At 71.7% G+C, this 15,627-nt stretch carries 18 protein-coding genes; 9 read left to right on the forward strand and 9 right to left on the reverse strand.

What is annotated here, in order from left to right:
- Positions 1-16: 16 nt before the first annotated feature.
- Complete coding sequence (locus ACERMF_RS14620) at positions 17-427, reverse strand: PPOX class F420-dependent oxidoreductase (RefSeq protein WP_373669847.1); 411 nt, start codon at positions 425-427, stop codon at positions 17-19.
- Between the two features lie 233 nt (positions 428-660).
- Between ACERMF_RS14620 and ACERMF_RS14625 the strand changes: the two genes are divergently transcribed.
- The gene (locus ACERMF_RS14625) at positions 661-1,194 is read left to right on the forward strand and encodes a DUF488 family protein (RefSeq protein WP_373669848.1); all 534 of its coding nucleotides are present in this window, start codon (positions 661-663) and stop codon (positions 1,192-1,194) included.
- A gap of 6 nt (positions 1,195-1,200) precedes the next feature.
- Here ACERMF_RS14625 and ACERMF_RS14630 read toward each other — a convergent pair whose 3' ends face one another.
- Positions 1,201-1,815, reverse strand: a complete 615-nt coding sequence (locus ACERMF_RS14630) for a hypothetical protein (protein WP_373669849.1) — start codon at positions 1,813-1,815, stop codon at positions 1,201-1,203.
- Positions 1,816-1,979: 164 nt separating this feature from the next.
- Here ACERMF_RS14630 and ACERMF_RS14635 point away from each other — a divergent pair, with 164 nt between their 5' ends.
- On the forward strand, positions 1,980-2,366 hold the full coding sequence (locus tag ACERMF_RS14635; RefSeq protein ID WP_373669851.1) for a ChaB family protein: 387 nt from the start codon (positions 1,980-1,982) through the stop codon (positions 2,364-2,366).
- A gap of 74 nt (positions 2,367-2,440) precedes the next feature.
- Here the strand turns inward: ACERMF_RS14635 and ACERMF_RS14640 are convergent, their stop codons facing one another.
- A complete protein-coding gene (locus ACERMF_RS14640; protein ID WP_373669852.1) occupies positions 2,441-2,710 on the reverse strand; it encodes a hypothetical protein in 270 nt (89 codons plus the stop codon).
- A gap of 199 nt (positions 2,711-2,909) precedes the next feature.
- Between ACERMF_RS14640 and ACERMF_RS14645 the strand changes: the two genes are divergently transcribed.
- On the forward strand, positions 2,910-3,710 hold the full coding sequence (locus ACERMF_RS14645) for an ERCC4 domain-containing protein (RefSeq protein WP_373669853.1): 801 nt from the start codon (positions 2,910-2,912) through the stop codon (positions 3,708-3,710).
- A gap of 243 nt (positions 3,711-3,953) precedes the next feature.
- Here the strand turns inward: ACERMF_RS14645 and ACERMF_RS14650 are convergent, their stop codons facing one another.
- Positions 3,954-4,154: a hypothetical protein gene (locus ACERMF_RS14650; protein ID WP_373669854.1), complete on the reverse strand. Its 201-nt coding sequence runs from the start codon at positions 4,152-4,154 to the stop codon at positions 3,954-3,956.
- A 164-nt stretch (positions 4,155-4,318) separates the two neighbouring features.
- Positions 4,319-4,513, reverse strand: a complete 195-nt coding sequence (locus ACERMF_RS14655; RefSeq protein WP_373669855.1) for a hypothetical protein — start codon at positions 4,511-4,513, stop codon at positions 4,319-4,321.
- Positions 4,514-4,715: 202 nt separating this feature from the next.
- On the opposite strand from ACERMF_RS14655, the gene ACERMF_RS14660 reads away from it, so the two are divergent.
- On the forward strand, positions 4,716-5,537 hold the full coding sequence (locus ACERMF_RS14660; RefSeq protein ID WP_373669856.1) for an aldo/keto reductase: 822 nt from the start codon (positions 4,716-4,718) through the stop codon (positions 5,535-5,537).
- Positions 5,538-5,558: 21 nt separating this feature from the next.
- Here ACERMF_RS14660 and ACERMF_RS14665 read toward each other — a convergent pair whose 3' ends face one another.
- The 4 genes from ACERMF_RS14665 to pgsB are packed head-to-tail and all read right to left on the reverse strand — an operon-like array spanning position 5,559 to position 10,181.
- A complete protein-coding gene (locus ACERMF_RS14665; RefSeq protein ID WP_373669915.1) occupies positions 5,559-7,289 on the reverse strand; it encodes a gamma-glutamyltransferase family protein in 1,731 nt (576 codons plus the stop codon).
- Positions 7,289-8,491, reverse strand: a complete 1,203-nt coding sequence (locus tag ACERMF_RS14670; RefSeq protein WP_373669857.1) for a CapA family protein — start codon at positions 8,489-8,491, stop codon at positions 7,289-7,291. The genes ACERMF_RS14665 and ACERMF_RS14670 overlap by 1 nt, the downstream gene beginning before the upstream one ends.
- A 2-nt stretch (positions 8,492-8,493) precedes the next feature.
- Positions 8,494-8,949, reverse strand: a complete 456-nt coding sequence (gene pgsC / locus ACERMF_RS14675) for a poly-gamma-glutamate biosynthesis protein PgsC (RefSeq protein WP_373669858.1) — start codon at positions 8,947-8,949, stop codon at positions 8,494-8,496.
- Complete coding sequence (pgsB, locus tag ACERMF_RS14680; protein WP_373669860.1) at positions 8,949-10,181, reverse strand: poly-gamma-glutamate synthase PgsB; 1,233 nt, start codon at positions 10,179-10,181, stop codon at positions 8,949-8,951. The genes pgsC and pgsB overlap by 1 nt, the downstream gene beginning before the upstream one ends.
- Positions 10,182-10,463: 282 nt before the next feature.
- Here pgsB and ACERMF_RS14685 point away from each other — a divergent pair, with 282 nt between their 5' ends.
- Genes ACERMF_RS14685 through ACERMF_RS14705 form a run of 5 tightly spaced genes read left to right on the forward strand, consistent with a single transcriptional unit; the run spans position 10,464 to position 15,558 of the window.
- The gene (locus ACERMF_RS14685; RefSeq protein WP_373669861.1) at positions 10,464-11,477 is read left to right on the forward strand and encodes a C40 family peptidase; all 1,014 of its coding nucleotides are present in this window, start codon (positions 10,464-10,466) and stop codon (positions 11,475-11,477) included.
- A gap of 39 nt (positions 11,478-11,516) precedes the next feature.
- The gene (locus ACERMF_RS14690; RefSeq protein WP_373669862.1) at positions 11,517-13,166 is read left to right on the forward strand and encodes an L-lactate permease; all 1,650 of its coding nucleotides are present in this window, start codon (positions 11,517-11,519) and stop codon (positions 13,164-13,166) included.
- A 45-nt stretch (positions 13,167-13,211) separates the two neighbouring features.
- The gene (gnd, locus tag ACERMF_RS14695) at positions 13,212-14,087 is read left to right on the forward strand and encodes a phosphogluconate dehydrogenase (NAD(+)-dependent, decarboxylating) (protein WP_373669863.1); all 876 of its coding nucleotides are present in this window, start codon (positions 13,212-13,214) and stop codon (positions 14,085-14,087) included.
- Positions 14,084-14,677 carry a shikimate kinase gene (locus ACERMF_RS14700; protein ID WP_373669864.1) on the forward strand — a complete coding sequence of 198 codons (594 nt, stop codon included), beginning with the start codon at positions 14,084-14,086 and terminating at the stop codon, positions 14,675-14,677. Before gnd ends, ACERMF_RS14700 begins: the two co-directional genes overlap by 4 nt.
- Complete coding sequence (locus tag ACERMF_RS14705) at positions 14,674-15,558, forward strand: SMP-30/gluconolactonase/LRE family protein (protein ID WP_373669865.1); 885 nt, start codon at positions 14,674-14,676, stop codon at positions 15,556-15,558. The genes ACERMF_RS14700 and ACERMF_RS14705 overlap by 4 nt, the downstream gene beginning before the upstream one ends.
- The last annotated feature ends 69 nt before the right edge of the window (positions 15,559-15,627 follow it).

A 15,627-nucleotide genomic window follows, 5' to 3' on the forward strand; every position in this document is an offset into this window, starting at 1 on the left:
CGGACGGAGTCGTCGGTCAGCCGGCGACGTCCGGCCCGGCCGAGGCGAGCGCGATGCGCAGCAGCACCCGCCGATCGCGGCGCATGGCGTCGCGGTACTCGTCCCAGTCGGGGTGCTCGCCCGAGACCCGTCGGTAGTAGTCGACCAGCGGCTCGATGGCATCCTCGCCGCGCACGATCGTGGTGTTCCCGTCGATGCGGATCCACGGGCCGAAGAACGCCTCGGTGAACACGCACAGCGACGCCCGGGGATCGCGCTCGAGGTTGCGGACCTTCACCGCGGTCTCGCGGGTGGACACGACCGCGAGACCGTCGTCGTCGACGCCGACGGTGATGGGCGACAGCTGCGGGCTGCCGTCCTCGCGGTGGGTGTGCAGCACCGCGCGGTGGTGCTGGCGTAGGAAGTCGCGGGCTTCGTCCAGGTCCATGGCGGCCATCCTCGTGCGGCGTCGCGGCACCGTAGACAGCCGTGAGACGTGCGTCACGGGCTGGGCGGGCAGGACCAACGGTGAGAGGGACATGGTGGCGGCCTCCTGGCGGCGAGGTCGTGGCACGCTACGGCTGGGGTGCGACACCACCGGCCGAGATGCGCCCTGGACCGGCTGCGGCGTTCTCCGCGGGACGTTGCGCAGGACGGCTGGACAGGCGGAAGGAGCGGGGCGTGCTGCTGACCGTGGGCCACGGGACCGCCACGCAGGACGAGCTCGTCTCGCTGTTCCTGGGCGCCGGGATCGCGTCGGTGGTCGACATACGACGTTTCCCCGGCAGCCGTCGCCACCCGCACGTCGCGCGCGACCGCATGCAGGAGTGGCTACCCGAGGCAGGGATCGTGTACCGGTGGGAGGAACGCCTGGGAGGCCGCCGCAGCCGCCGCCCCGACTCGCCCCACACGGGCCTTCGCAACGCGTCGTTCCGGGCGTATGCGGACCACCTCGGCTCCGAGGAGTTCCACAGCGCCGTCGCCGGCGTGCTCGACGAGGCCGCCCGACACACCACGGCGGTGCTCTGCAGCGAGTCGCTGTGGTGGCGCTGCCACCGGCGGCTCGTCGCCGACCACGTCACGCTGCTCACGGAGGTGCCGTTGCGCCACCTGCTGCACGATGGCCGCCTGGCCGAACACGTGCCGACCGACGTCGTTCGCGTGGAGGACGGGCGGCTGATCTACGACGGTGGGGCAGCGACGCTCGGGGTCTGAGGCGGCTCACCAGCCGCCCCGTCCGGCCGGTTCGTGGCAGACGTCGCAGATCGCATCCGGATGCTGCGGAGGGGGGACGTCCCAGGCCGGGTAGGCGCCGACGTAGCCGACCGACGACGATGCGTCGTCGTAGATGCCCGGCGGTGGACGCTCGTCGTGGTCGACGTGCGCCAGCTCGAGCTCACGCTGCTGCCGCGCGAGCTCGGCGCGCTCGCGTGCCGCCTGTTCGCACGAGAGGCATCGCCGGGGGTCCATGTCGCTGCGGGTGCGTCGCAGCACCTCGACGTCGCGGTGGCAGTCCGGGCACGGCGTCGATTCCGTGCGTGGACGCACCAGCTTCGTGAGCTGCCCCTGGGAGATGCCGAAGGCGCGGGCGATGTCGACCACGCGGAGGTCGCGCATCTCCCAGTACAGGCGGTCGAGGGTGTCGAGCGGCAGGGCCGCGGAACCATCACGGAAGGACTCGGTGATGGCGAACAGCGTCAGCGCCACCTCCTCCTTGGCGACGGCGGCCCGGCTACGGGTGGTGGCGGCGGCCTGTTCGGCGTCCCGCAGGCGCCGGACGGCGTCGGTCAACGGTGCCTCGTCGAGTCGGGGTTCGGTCGTGGTGGTCGCGGTCAACGTGGCCTCCTCGGCGGCAGCGACGGCACCGATGATGGGCGTCCGGCCGCCCGCTCCGCTGATCGGATCGTTCGGCGGCTGTGGACGACCGGGTCCGTTCGGCGGTCGCGAACCGCGGCCGGTCGACGCAGCCTCGAGGTCGACCTCACGCCAGGAGTCCGGTAATGCCCGTGAACGACGAGAGCGACCTGCCCGGAACGCTGCAGCGGTCACCGAAGAAGGCGCAACGCACGTATACGAAGACGCTGAACTCGGCGCTCGAGACCTACGACGGCATCGAGGAACGTGCCGAACGCACCGCCTACGCGGCCGTGAAGCACAGCTTCGAGAAGGTCGGCGACCACTGGGAGCCGAAGAAGGAGAAGGGACCGTCCGACGAGCGCGCCAAGCGGGGCGGCCCGGGCAAACAGGGGCGCACCGCGGGAGGCGTGGACGTGGAGGGGCACACCAGGCAGGAGCTTTACGAGCGTGCGAAGAAGCTGGGTGTGAAGGGCCGGTCGAAGATGACCAAGCAGGAGCTCGGCGAGGCCATCGCCCGCAAACAGGACTGAACGCGCTCAGGTCGCCGGCCTCGGCACGGGCCGCTCCGCCGTCTCGAGCTTTCCGCAGAAGGTGGTTCGAGGCGCTACGCGTCGGTGAGACGGGCGGTGCGGGGACGCCCGGGACGGCGCTCGATCGCGCCGCGGCGTTCGAGGACACGCACGTGGCTGAGGATGGTGCTGGGGGAGGAGACGCCCACCTCGTCGGCGAGTTCGCGCAGCGTCGGGGCGTAGCCGTGTCGCTCGTACAGGCGTCGGAGCGCGGCCAGGACCTGACGCTGGCGGTGGGTCAGGTCCGCGGGACGATCATGCGCTGCGTCGGTGCGGTGGCCGGGGCCGGCGGGCGGAACGGACATCGATTGCCTCCGGATCGGTGGGTCCGCAAGCGTCGCGCCGAGGTGGACAGCCGGCCGGATGGGTCGGCTCCGGCCTGTGGAGGACCGTCGTCGGAGCCGGAAACCCTACCCGTGAACGTGCCGCCGAAGTTCTCCACGAAAGACCGGCGAGGCGGTTCTGGCTTGCCCGGACCGCCCCCGGTGCGCGAGGCTGCCACAGATGACGGTCCTGTTCCGTGTGGCGCGCAATCCCGACCCGGGTTCTCGACTCGCCTACCTGCTGTGGGTGCCCGTGCCCGACGGTCCGCTGCTGCTCAAGGCACGTGAGCGCTGGCCCCGTACCGCGAAGGTCTACTGCCACCGGGCCGACGCCTGGCCCGACGTCGACGGGCTCGAGCTCGTCGAGGAAGTGGCGGTCCGGACCTGTGCCTGGCGTGGTCGCTCGGTGGACCTGGTGCTCGACCGCCACCGCGAGAACCGGTCGCAGTTCGTCTTCACGCGGCTGAAGAGCGGCCGTGAAGGCATCTTCTGGCAGACCCCGAAGACCGTGGGCGGTGTCCGCCCCGGTCTACGAGTCCCGACGCGGCGTGCCTCGGGCGCCGAGGTGCTCACCGTGCTCAGGGACACCCGCGAGCGCTACGGCTACCGCTTCGCGAACCAGCAGGCGGTCGTGGATGCGCAGCCGTTGCCCTGCGGCGACTACGGCATCGCCATCGACGGCCGGATCGTCGCTGCGGTCGAGCGCAAGTCCCTCGACGACTTCTCGACGAGCGCCGTCGATGCGTCGCTGTCGTTCGCGATGGCCGAACTCGCCGCCCTCGAGCGCGCCGCGGTGGTGGTCGAGGGACGCTACGGCGACTTGTTCACCCGTGAGCACGTCCAGCCGGGCTTCCTGGCGGACCTCGTTGCGCAGCTGCAGGTGCGCTACCCGACGGTCCCGAACGTGTTCTGCGGCAGCCGCAAACTCGCCGAGGAGTGGACCTTCCGGTTCCTCGGCGCGGCGCGGGCCGAGTTGTCCTGACGCCGGCGGCAACGCCCGGCCGCGACGTGCCCTACGGGGCTCCGGCCGCGACCGCGAAGGTCTGCGGACCCGGCGACGGTTCGCAGGACTACCTCGCCGCCATCCCTCGTCCTCTCCTCACCCGCCGCACGGTTTCGTGTCGGGAGCCGAATGTGGGGCGCGGCCCGGGGTCACCCGGGGCCGGCCATCGCCGACGTTCGTGTCGGGAGCCGAATGTGGGGGGCGGCCGGCCGAGGGGGCGGTTCAGAGACCGGGGATGCCCTTGCCGCCGAGGAACTGCTTGGCGAGCGCCATGGGATCGATACCGAACTTCTGCAGGATGTTGCGGTGCTCAGGGTCGTCGGTGTCGACCTGCTGCGGCAGCTCCTGGTCGGCCTGCTGCGCCTTGTCTTGCTCGCCGCGGTCACGCAGCATGCCGAGGATCTGGTCCTTGTCGATGTTCATCGTCGTCTCCGTGGGAGGGCGGCCGAGGCGGGAGTGCGGCGACCGCCTCCCGGATCGTGCTCCCTCCTTGCCGCCCGCGGAAGCGCTGGCCGTGACCACAACGTCACCAACTCGCTCCGGTCCGGCTGACGCCGGTGGTGGTGCGGAGTCGATCACGTGCTCGGCTACGCCTTCGCCTCGACGGCTCCCGTGGCCAGCGCGGCCCGGCCGAGGACCGCCAGCTGCTCGGCGGTGTACAGGCCCTCGTCCGGCACCTCGGTGAGGCGGGACTGGTCCGAGGTCCGAAGGAAGTGACGGTAGGTACAGCCGGGACAGCCGTAACTGCTGCAGCTCAGCAACTCCATGCTGTGCGTCGCCATGAACCGAACCTCGCATCGGGAAGGGTCAGAGCGTAGAGAGCCTGGTCGTCCGCGTTTGCGACCGTACGACCAGTTCGCGACCTTGCGGGCGCCATCCGTACACCGCGCGGGACGTGGCCGGAGGCCGGGGCCGGCTTCGCGGGAACGCCGTCTCGCGACCTACGGTCGGAGCCGTCGGAGCACGCCATCCCGGAGGAAGCACATGGGCCCCACCATCTCACTCGGCAACGACCTGACGGTACCGCGGCTGGGTTTCGGCACCTTCCAGCTGCAGGGCGACGACGCCTATCGGGGCACCCGTACGGCGCTCGAGGTCGGCTACCGGCACATCGACACCGCACAGGGCTACGACAACGAGGCCGAGGTGGGCCGTGCCATCGCCGACAGCGACGTCGACCGCGGTGAGGTGTTCCTGACGACCAAGATCAAGCCGAGCAATGCCGCGGCCGGTGACGTCCGCTCCTCGACCGAGCAGAGCCTGCGCGACCTCGGCGTCGACCAGGTCGACCTGATCCTGCTGCACTGGCCGGCGGAGAAGTACGCGCCGCTGCAGGAAACGCTCGGTGCGATGACGGTGCTCCTCGAGGACGGTCTCACGCGCGCCATCGGGGTCTCCAACTTCCCTTCGGCGATGCTCGAGCAGGCGTTCGAGCTGGCCCCCGTGGTCACCGACCAGGTCGAGCACCACCCCTTCCTCGGTGTGGATCCGATCGAGAAGGTGCTCGAGCAGCGGGGGGGCTTCCTCACCGCCTATTCGCCCTTGGCCAGGGGGCGGGTCACCGAGGATGCGACCCTGAGCGAGATCGGGGAGGAACACGGCGTGTCCGCCGCCCAGGTCACCCTGCGGTGGATGCTGCAGAAGCCCAACACCGTCGCCATCCCGAAGTCGGGCACGCCGGAGCGCGTCCGTGCCAACTTCGACGTCTTCGGGTTCGAGCTCAGCGACGCCGAGATGCAGCGCATCCACGGCCTCGAGCGCCAGCAGCGCCTCATCGACCCCGACGGTGGGCCCGCGTGGGACTGACCAGCCGGTGACACCGACCGGTCACCGGTCGGCGACCTCCCAGCGGCCCGGGCGGCGGGCATCGTCGGCGCCGTCGATGGTGCCCGTCTCCCAGTCGATCTCGAGCACCTGCACCGCCCCGAAGTACTCGCTGGTGGGTACCTCGGTGGTGACCCGGTAGCCGCGCGAGGCGAGTTGCCCCGAAGCGTCGCTCCCCATCGCCTCCTCGAGTTCGAGCAGGTCCCGTTCGAGGTGGAAGCGCGGCGCCGACACCGCCTCCTGCAGCGCCTCGCCCTGACCGGCCCAGCGCACCAGCACCTGGGCCACGATGTTGGGGATGCGGCGGCCGCCGGGTGAACCCAGTGCGAGCACCGGCCGACCGTCACCGTCGAGCACGACCGTGGGCGTGATGAAGCTGCGTGGCCGCTTCCCCGGCGCGACATGGTTGATCGAGTCGGGCTCCGGGTTGAAGTTCTTGAGCTGGTCGTTGAGGAAGAAGCCCGACACGGGCAGGCCCGAGCCGAAGAAGTTGCTGAGCGTGTTCGTCATCGACACGACGGTGCCGGTCGCGTCGACGACCACGACGTGGGTGGTGTCGGACTCGAACGACAGCGCGTCGTCCTCGTCCTCGACCGTGACGAACCCGTCGTCGGGAATGCGGGCGGCCAGCTCGGCGGTGTGGTCCCGGTCGAGCAGGGCGTCGACGTCGACCTCCTCGACGGTCGGATCGCCGACGTGATGGCTGCGCTGGTCGTTGGCGGTCCGCCAGGCCTGCGCCAGCAGATGGACCGCGTCGACGCTGCCGAGATCGAGGTCGCGGATGCCGCGCTCCTCGGCGATCTGCAGCAGCTGCACCATCGGCGCGCCGCTGACCGGCGCGCCGCCGGAGACGATCGTGTGACCCGCGAACGTCCCGACCGCCGGCTCCACCTCGATGACCTCGTAGTCGGCCAGGTCCTCGGGATCGAGACCCTCGACGGCGTCGGCGATCCGCTCGGCGAGCACGCCGGTGTGCATGACCGCCGCCCCCTCCTGCTGGATCAACCGCAGGGCCTCGGCGTACTCGGGTTGTCGCAGCAACTCGCCGGCCGGAACGGCCTGTCCGGCCGGGAACAGCCGTGGCAGCAGGTGGATCGGCATGCGGTGGGCGGCGCCGCGCAACCGCTCGTGGAGGTACTCGTCGACCTCGACGCCGTCCTCGGCCAGCCGCGCCGCGTACTCGATCAGGTCGGGCAGTGACACCGAGCCGTGCTCGTCGTGGATGTGCTCCATGCCGGCCGCGAGGCCGGGGACGCCGATGTCGGACGCGGGGATGCCGCCGTCGGTCGGGGCGATCTCTCGGTAGTCGTAGTAGCGGGCCGGGCCGTCGGCCGGCTGGACGAGCATGGCGCCGCCCCCACCGATCCCGGACCCGAACGGCTCGGCGACGCCCAACGCATAGGCGATCGCGATCGCGGCATCCACGGCATTGCCACCGTTGGTGAGCACCTCCATGCCTACCTCGGTCGCCGCCGGGTGGCTCGTACTGACCCCGTACTGGACCAGCCGGGGCGCCTCGTCCTCCGCGGCGGCCGGCTCGCGGTCGTCGCGGCGCTGCAGTTGCACCGGGTCGCGTTCGGCGACGGGCTCGGGATCGTCCTCGAGCTCGGTGAGGTCCTGGTCGAGGAACTCCGCCCGTTCCTGCCGGTCACGGGGCTGGTTGTAGACCGACACGCCGGCCAGGCCGACGACCACGACGACCGCCAGCACGTAGTTCAGCCACCGGTCCGTCATCACGACGTGGCCTCCACGTCGCCTTCGGTCGCGACCACCCTGCCGTGGTCCACCTCGGTGATGAGCATGCCGGCTTCGCGCCGCCACGCGAGCCCCTCGCCGCCGCCCAGCCGCTGAAAGATGCGTGCACGGCGATACTCGGCCAGGGGCCCGGACAACAACCGAGGTGCCCCCTCGCGGATCTCGATGGGCAGCAGCTCGACGCGGGCCCGCCCGTCGGACCGCAGCTGGTAGCGCGCCACGGCCGATTCGCGGGTGCGCGACCAGCCCTGGTCGAAGACGAAGTTGCCGAGGCTGTAGAAAACCAGCGTGTCGCCGATGCGCTCCACCCGCTGCAGCACGTGTGGGTGGTGGCCGATGACGATGTCGGCACCGGACGCTGCGGCCATCTCGGCGAGTTCGCGCTGGTCACGGTTGGCGGCGAAGCCGTACTCGGTACCCCAGTGGAAGTGGGTGATCACCAGGTCGGCGTTGGCCGACGCCTCGCGGATCAGGCGGCTGGCACGGTCCTGCTCGGCCGACAAGACCCCGCCCTGGAACGCCAGGGCGACGAAGCCGACCACGTAGGCGTCGCTGAACGCGAGCGTGGCCACGGTCAGCTCGCCGTGTTCCTGGTAGTCGATCTCGATCGCGTCCTGCAGCGACGCGCCGGCGCCCACATGGGACAGGCCGACCTCGTCGAGCGCGGCGATCGTGTCGCGCAGCCCGGGGATGCCGTGGTCCATGAGGTGGTTGTTCGCCAGCGCCATGGTGGTGAAGCCGGCGTCGGCGAGCGCCTGCGCCGCCCGCTCGTCACTGGCGAGGTGGATCAGTTTGTCCGCGTCGGGCAGCGCGTCGGGGTCGGGGGTGATGACCTGTTCGAGGTTGCCGGTGACGTAGTCGGCCCCGGCGAACACCGGGCGCATCTCCTGCAGCAGCCAATCGTGCCCGTGGCGTTCGGCGGCGCGTTCGACATGACGGCCGAACATCACGTCACCGACCATCACGGCCCGAAACGTCGCGTCGCCGGTCATCTCGGCCGCCGCTGCGGGTTCGCCCTCGAGCAACCCGCCCCCGTGGACGACGCCGACGACCAGTGCCGTCAGGGCCATCGCGACGGCGGTGTCGCGTCCTGCGGTGCGCGACTGCCGGCGCAGGCGGCGCTGCAGACGGCCGCGTCGGGTCGTCGGCGGCGCATCGATGGGGGGCGCGGTGTCGGTCACGCTCAGGCCATGACGAGGTTGACGGCGAACACCAGCAGGAACGTCACGCCCGACAGCAGCAGCGTGGAGATCAGCGTGTGCGGCAGCCCCTGGCGGGCGATGCTGTTTGCGACCAGCCCGGGAACGATGACACCGATGCCGCGGAACTCGTAGACCTCGAAGGGCAGGGCGGGGTAGAGGTAGTCGAACACCAGCTTGAGCAGGATGCCGATGCCCAGCATCGCGACGAAGCGCCGGCGGCCGTAGAGGATCACCACGCGCGACACGCCGTAGTGCACCACCAGGAACGTCGAGAAGCTGATGAGGAAGATCGCGCCGACGAACAGCACCTGGTCCAGCACCAGGGCGAGGTAGCCGGGAACGACCATGCCGGCGGGAATGACACCGGTGCGTTCGGCGTAGACGAGGCTGACGGCCACGCCGATGACCAGCGACAGGTAGAGCTCGGTTCCGAACATCAGGCGGCTCCTCGGGTCGTCGAGGTGTCCACGGCGAGCGCCTCGAGCGCGGCGACCAGCTGGGTCCCCCCGCCATGCAGGTTGCCGACGCCGTAGACGATCCGGCCACTGAGCTGACCGTCCAGTGCCTCGACGGCGCGCTCCGGCGGCTGGTCGGTGAGGTCGATCACCTCGGCGGCCTGCACGTCGCCGTCGGCGACCGCCTGCAGGATCGGGCCGGTCTGGCCGCCGACGACGACCAGCACGTCGATGGGCAGGTGGGGCAGCACGTCCCGGGCGAACAGCTGGGTGCGGTTCATCCGGTCCTCCCGGCAGTTGACGATGACGGTCAATGCGTCGGTGGGCAGCGACCGATCGGCGAGGTGTTTCCACACGGCGAGCGTGGAGGTGGGGTCGTTGGCCGCGAACCCGTTGACGAAGAACGCCGGGTCGTCGGGATCGCCGACGGGGACCACCCGCATCGCGTACCGGTCCACCGGCGCCTTGCGCATGCCGCGCATCGCCACCTCGTCGGGGATGCCGAGGTCCCGGGTGACCGCGAGCACCAGCGCGACGTGGTCGGCCAGCACGAGATGGTCGAACCCGGCCAGGTAGTCCTCGTCCACCGCGTCCGGGTCGGCGACGAGCACCTCGGTCCCGCGTTCGCGGGCCACCTCGGTGTAGGTGGGCAGCAGACGATCGGCGATGACCACCAGCTTGCCGCCGAACGGGATGCTGGCGGCGAACACCTCGGCGACGTCGTCGATCGTCGGTCCCATCTCGTCGAGGTGGTCGTCGAGTGCGTTGCAGATCAGCAGCAGGTTGACGTCCAGCAGGTCGCGGTGGAACGTCAGCTGGTACTCCGGGTCGATCGCCATGCATTCGACCACCAGGGTGTCCGCCGCTTCCTGCACGGCCCGGTGGTTGACCAGCCGCTGCTCGCTGATGTTGGGACCCTCCGGGCGCCGGTGGACGTCCACCTCCTCGCCGGACCAGCCGAGGAGCAGCTTCGGCTCGGTGCCGGTGGTCTTTCCGAGCGGCCGACGGCCGCCTTCGGCCAGGGCGCCGGTCAGCAGCCGGGTCACCGTCGACTTGCCGCGACTGCCGTTGACGCTGATCCGCAACGGCACCGCCGCGAGGTGGCGACGGTTGCGTCGCCGTTCCACGACACCGACGATCAGCAGCGCCACCAACGTCAGTGCGACGACGAACGTGACCACGTCGTCGCTGGACTGCATGGGGAGGTCGGCCATCGGCGCTCCGGTGTTCCATCCGCGGCCGCCCTGCGGCGGGTCCGCAAGGTCCCGTGGGAACCGTAGGCGGACCGCCGTGCCTCACCGTGCCATCCACCCTGGCCTTCGGAGCGGCGAATTCACCTGGCCGTCCCGAGGCGCGTCGTGCGGCCGCCATTTGCGCGGCCGCGGACCCTCTGTACCTTCGATGGTGTCCGACGGGCGCTCCCGGTTCCGAGCCGGCGCCCGTCCGCTTGTTGCCACGCGGCCGCCGCGTGTGCCGTTCCGTCACGGGGTGTTCGTTTGCGCGCAAGCCTGTTCTCGACTGCTGCCCTGCTGCTGGTCACGGTCCTGGTTCTTGGTGTCCAGGCCGGTGACGGCGCCTCCGCCAGTGACCACGAGCCGCCGGACGTGTCGGGGGTGGCGGCGAGCGTGAGCGAGCGGGAGGCGCGGTCGGCGCCGACGTTCGGCGTGACCCGTTTGGCGAATCCGGCCCGGAGCGTGGTCACCGATGCCGACGGTGCCTGGCTGGCCACCTTCACCGACGGCGCCCGCACCGCCGCGGTCGCCGGGCAGGAGCGCACGTTCGACGAGCCCGGCGCGGAGCATGCGGTCACCACCGACGTGTGGGTGCGCCTGCTCGCCGAGCCCTTCGACGGCGTGGTCGACAAGGCCTGGCTCGAGGCGGCCGTCGAGGACCGCGCGCCCGACGTGCTCGAGGTGGGCACGCAGTACCTCGACGACGCTCCCGACGTCCACGACGCCGACGGCGCGCTCGTCTCGGGTGCCGCCGAGTACGGCCCCCTTCAGCCCGACGGTTCGCGACCGGTCGGTGCGGACTGGCACGACTTCCTCGGCGTCGACGCCGACTATGCCGGCCGCATCGATCCCGCCGACCCGGAGGAGTACCGCGCCCTCGACTGCTCCGGCTACGTACGGATCGTCTTCGGGCACCGCATGGGTCTGCCGATGACGCTGCGCCCCGACGGCGGCGCGTCGCTCCCGCGACGCTCGTTCGAGCAGGCGGCCTCGGCGCCCGGCGTGGTGCCGATCGCCGACGGGGATGCCGAAGGTGCGGTCGCGGACGACGCGTTGCAGGCCGGTGACCTGGTGTTCTTCGACTCGCCGAACGACCGCGACGGACGCATCGACCACGTGGGCATCTACGTCGGCCTCGACGACGGCGGCCACCACCGGTTCCTGCACTCACGCCGCTCGGCCAATGGTCCGACGCTCGGAGGCGACGACCAGGGCGCCTCCGTCCTCGACGGAGACGGGTACTTCGCGCAGGGGTTCACCTTGACTCGCCGCCTCTGATCCCGCACGTCTAGCGTTCCGGCCGATCCAGGAGGGCACGTGGCGGCAGTGTGGGCCGGCATCCCGATCATGGTGGTGCTGGTGCTGATGGTGGGGCGTCGCTGGGCGGCGTCGCGGGCCGGGCTGGTCGGAGCGGCGCTGGCGCTGGCCATCGCCGTCGTCGCGTTCGACCTCGGACGGGGCTCGCCTGCGGAGGCGCCGGGCGCCGGCGCCTTTCTCGGCACCTTCGGCGAGGCGCTGTTCACCTCGGCGACCATCCTGTGGATCGTCATCCCGGCGCTCGCGATCCACCACCTGCAGGTCGCGACCGGCGCCACCGACCGGCTGCGCCTGGCGCTGGCCGGTCTCGCGGCCGATCCTCGGCTGTTCGCCCTGCTGATCGGCTGGTTCTTCGCGCTCTTCGTCGAAGGCGCGGCGGGGTTCGGGGCGTCGGTGGCCCTGGCAGCACCGTTCCTGGTCGGCGTCGGCTACCGGCCGTTGGACGCGGTCGTGGTCGCGATGCTCGGCCACGCCATCGGGGTCTCCTTCGGCGCCATCGGCACGCCGATCGTTCCGCAGGTGGCTGCCACCGGGCTGACCGGTCTGCAGATCGCGGCGCCGACCGCGCGTCTCCACCTCGCCGGCGGCTGGTTGCTGCTGGTGGCGATGATGCTGATCGCCTCGCGGGCCGTCGGCCGCCCCGCCCGAGGTGCGATCTGGGGCTGGACCGCGCTGGCCGGGGTGGCGTTCCTCGTGCCCTATTGGCTCATCGCCACCTTCGTCGGGCCGGAGTTGCCGACCCTCGGCGGTGCCCTCATCGGCGTCGGCGTCTTCGTCGCGGCGTTGAAGCTGGCCGGCCGTCACCGCGACGCGGTGGGTCGACCGGCGCTGCCGGTCCTGCCGGCCACGCCGCCGCCCACGCCGCCGATCGAGCGTCGCGGGCTGGCGCAGGCACCAGCCGGCCCGCAACCGGTGCCCGGGGCGGAAGCCTCCCGCAAGCGCGAGGTCGAGCGCCGGCCGACGGGAGCGGAGCTGCTGCGCGCGGCCGCGCCCTATCTCGTCCTGATCGCTCTCGTGCTGCTGACGCGTCTGGTGCCTCCGATCCGCGATCCGCTGCGGGCCGTCGAGCTGGCGTGGTCGCTGCCCGGCGGTTTCGCGGGCTCGTTCCGGCCGCTCGCCCACCCGGGCACGTTGCTCAGCGTGTCGTTCCTGGGCGGCGCCCTGCTGACCCGCGCCGGGGCGGGGTCCGTGTCCGGCGCGCTTCGCACCACCTTCCCGCAGTTGGCCGGTGTCACCGTCGCCCTGGTCGCGATGCTGTCCCTGGCGCGGATCATGGTGCATGCCGGCATGACCCAGTCGCTGGCCGAGGCCGCCGCCGCCGGGGCGGGCGCGGCGTGGCCGGTCCTGGCACCGCTGGTCGGCGTGCTCGGCACCTTCGTCACCGGCTCCGCGACGGCTTCGAACGTGCTGTTCACCGACCTGCAGGTCGCCACCGCGCAGACGCTGGACCTGCCCCTGCCGCCGATGGTCGCGGCGCAGGGCTATGGCGCCGCGGTGGGCAACGTGGTGTGTCCGCACAACATCGTCGCGGCCGGCGCCACCGTCGGCCTCACCGGCGGTGAGGGCGAGGTGCTGCGCCGGACCATGGCGCCGGCGCTGCTGTACGCGGTGGTCGGAGGACTCCTCGTCCTCGTCATGGTCGGGCAGTAGCGTGCGGCGGAGGCCTCTACCTCCGCCGCCCGCGAAAGGCACGACGTGACGACGCTCGGCATGGTCGGCCTGGGCCGCATGGGCGGCAACATGACCCGCCGCCTGCGCGATCGCGGCATCGAGGTGGTCGCCTACGACCGCGACGCCGACCTGGCCGAGGTGGCCGACCTCGACACGCTCGTCGAGGCCCTGCCGACGCCACGGTTGGTGTGGCTGATGCTGCCGGCCGGCGCCCCCACCGACGACACCATCGCGACACTCGTCCCGTTGCTCGACCGGGGTGACACCGTCGTCGACGGCGGCAACGCCAACTGGCGTGTCACCGTGGCGCGGGCGCGGAGGCTCGCTGCCGAAGACATCGCGCTGGTCGACGTCGGCGTCTCCGGCGGTGTCTGGGGCTACGACGAGGGCTACGCACTGATGGTCGGCGGCGACCACGACGCGGTCGCGCGTCTTCAGCCCGTGTTCGATGCCCTGCGCCCGTCCGAGGGTGGCTTCTCCCATGCCGGCCCGGTCGGTTCCGGCCACTTCGCCAAGATGATTCACAACGGCGTCGAGTACGGGATGATGCAGGCGTTCGCCGAGGGCGTCGAGCTGTTGGATGCCGGCGGTCCCGACGGCATGGACGTGGCGGCCGTCCTCCGCGGCTGGCAGCACGGCAGCGTCGTCCGATCCTGGCTCCTGGACCTGCTGGTGGACGCCATGGAGGACGAGGACACCTTCGCGCAGATCCGCGGGTGGGCCGAGGACTCCGGCGAGGGACGCTGGACCGTCGAGGAAGCCATCGCGACCGCGACGCCGGCCCCCGTCATCACCGCCGCCCTCTATGCCCGGTTCGCCTCGCGCCAGGACGACCCGCTGGCGATGCGGGTGGTCGCGGCGCTGCGGCAGCGGTTCGGCGGACACGCCGTCCGGTCATGAATGGCCACCCGCCGCGGACACCGACCCACGTCGTGCTGGTCGGGATGATGGGAGCCGGCAAGACCACGACGGGCGCCGCGCTGGCGTCCCGGCTGGGGCGGCCGCTGCTGGACGGCGACGTCGAACTCGAGCGCCGCACCGGCCGCACCGGCGCCCAGATCGCCGCCACCGACGGGGTCGACCGGCTCCACCACCTCGAGGAGGAGGTGCTCCTCGACGCGTTGTCGGCGACCACGCCCACGGTCATCGCCGCGGCCGGCTCGGTCGCGGAGGCCGAGCGGTGTCAGGCGCCGCTCGCCGAGCGTGCCCTGGTGGTGTGGCTGGACGCGCCGGTCACCGCCCTGGTGTCGCGCATGGGTAGTGGCGACCACCGACGGCCCCTGGAGGCCGATGCGGCGCACGTGCTGCTCCAGCGACGACGCGCCGCCTTCGCCGCGATCGCCGACCTCCACCTCGACGCCGTGACCCCCACCGACGAACTCGTCGAGGCCATCGTGACCGCGCTCACCGACGCTGTACCCGACCGCGACTCGGCCGCCGGAACGGCCGACGTCGAGCGGCCCGAAACCGACCAGGGGGACCTGCCGTGACCCGCACCCTGACCGCGCACCTCGCCAATGACCATCGCGCCGACCTGGCCGAAGGCCCGCTGTGGGACGAGGCGGGCAACCGGCTGCTGTACGTCGACATCGAGGGTGGCGACGTGCTCGCGCACGGGCCCGACGACGGCAGCACCACGGTGCTGCTCGACCACGACGACGTCGTCAGCGCGGTGCTGCGTCATGTCGGTGGAACGCTGCTGCTCGGTCTCCGTGACGGCCTCGCGGTCTGGGACGAGTCGGCTCCCGACGCTCCGCCCCGGCTCGTCGTGCCGCTGCAGTCCGACGAGGGGGAGTTGCGGTGCAACGACGGCACGGTCGGCCCCGACGGCGCCGTCTGGCTCGGCACCATGCACCTCGACGAGGCCACCGGTCGCGCCCGGCTGTTCCGCATCGGGCCCCACGGCGCGGACCAACGACGCGACGGTCTCACGGTCAGCAACGGGGTGGGATTCTCGCCCGACGGCCGGGTGCTCTACCACGCCGACACGCCCACGGGCAGGATCGACGCGCTGACGCTGGGTCCCGGGGGCGAGGTGGTCGAGGTCCGGCCGTTCGCGGAGATCCCCGCCGGTGCCGGTCAGCCCGACGGCCTCACCGTCGACGCCGAGGGTGGTGTGTGGGCCGCCCTGTGGTCGGGCGCGGCCGTGTGGCACTTCACGCCCGACGGTGCGTTGGCCAGCATCGTCGAGGTGCCGGCGTCGCACACCACCAGCTGCACCTTCGGGGGAGCGGACCTGTCGACGCTGTGGATCACCACCGGTGGACCGCACGTCGGCGGCGAGGGTGACGGTGCCGGTGGGTTGTTCACGGTGCAGCCGGGTGTGCGCGGACTCCCGACCCCCGTCGCGACGTGCCCGTTGCCGCGCTGAACGGTCGCATGGGGCACCACCGTCTGGTCCGGTCGCGGCCGGGTCAGGTGACGAAGGAGGGTTACCGTC

The sequence above is a fragment of the Egicoccus sp. AB-alg6-2 genome (assembly GCF_041821025.1).
GTDB lineage: Bacteria > Actinomycetota > Nitriliruptoria > Nitriliruptorales > Nitriliruptoraceae > Egicoccus.

What these genes read in the sequence shown, in the direction of transcription:
- pgsC (WP_373669858.1), bottom strand. Translation starts at nt 8,949, where the DNA reads ATGTTCGGAACCGAGCTCTACCTGTCGCTGGTCATCGGCGTGGCCGTC.
- pgsB (WP_373669860.1), bottom strand. Translation starts at nt 10,181, where the DNA reads ATGGCCGACCTCCCCATGCAGTCCAGCGACGACGTGGTCACGTTCGTC.
- ACERMF_RS14660 (WP_373669856.1), top strand. Translation starts at nt 4,716, where the DNA reads ATGGGCCCCACCATCTCACTCGGCAACGACCTGACGGTACCGCGGCTG.
- ACERMF_RS14700 (WP_373669864.1), top strand. Translation starts at nt 14,084, where the DNA reads ATGAATGGCCACCCGCCGCGGACACCGACCCACGTCGTGCTGGTCGGG.
- ACERMF_RS14640 (WP_373669852.1), bottom strand. Translation starts at nt 2,710, where the DNA reads ATGTCCGTTCCGCCCGCCGGCCCCGGCCACCGCACCGACGCAGCGCAT.
- ACERMF_RS14635 (WP_373669851.1), top strand. Translation starts at nt 1,980, where the DNA reads ATGCCCGTGAACGACGAGAGCGACCTGCCCGGAACGCTGCAGCGGTCA.
- ACERMF_RS14650 (WP_373669854.1), bottom strand. Translation starts at nt 4,154, where the DNA reads ATGAACATCGACAAGGACCAGATCCTCGGCATGCTGCGTGACCGCGGC.
- ACERMF_RS14665 (WP_373669915.1), bottom strand. Translation starts at nt 7,289, where the DNA reads ATGACGGACCGGTGGCTGAACTACGTGCTGGCGGTCGTCGTGGTCGTC.
- ACERMF_RS14655 (WP_373669855.1), bottom strand. Translation starts at nt 4,513, where the DNA reads ATGGCGACGCACAGCATGGAGTTGCTGAGCTGCAGCAGTTACGGCTGT.
- ACERMF_RS14620 (WP_373669847.1), bottom strand. Translation starts at nt 427, where the DNA reads ATGGACCTGGACGAAGCCCGCGACTTCCTACGCCAGCACCACCGCGCG.
- ACERMF_RS14645 (WP_373669853.1), top strand. Translation starts at nt 2,910, where the DNA reads ATGACGGTCCTGTTCCGTGTGGCGCGCAATCCCGACCCGGGTTCTCGA.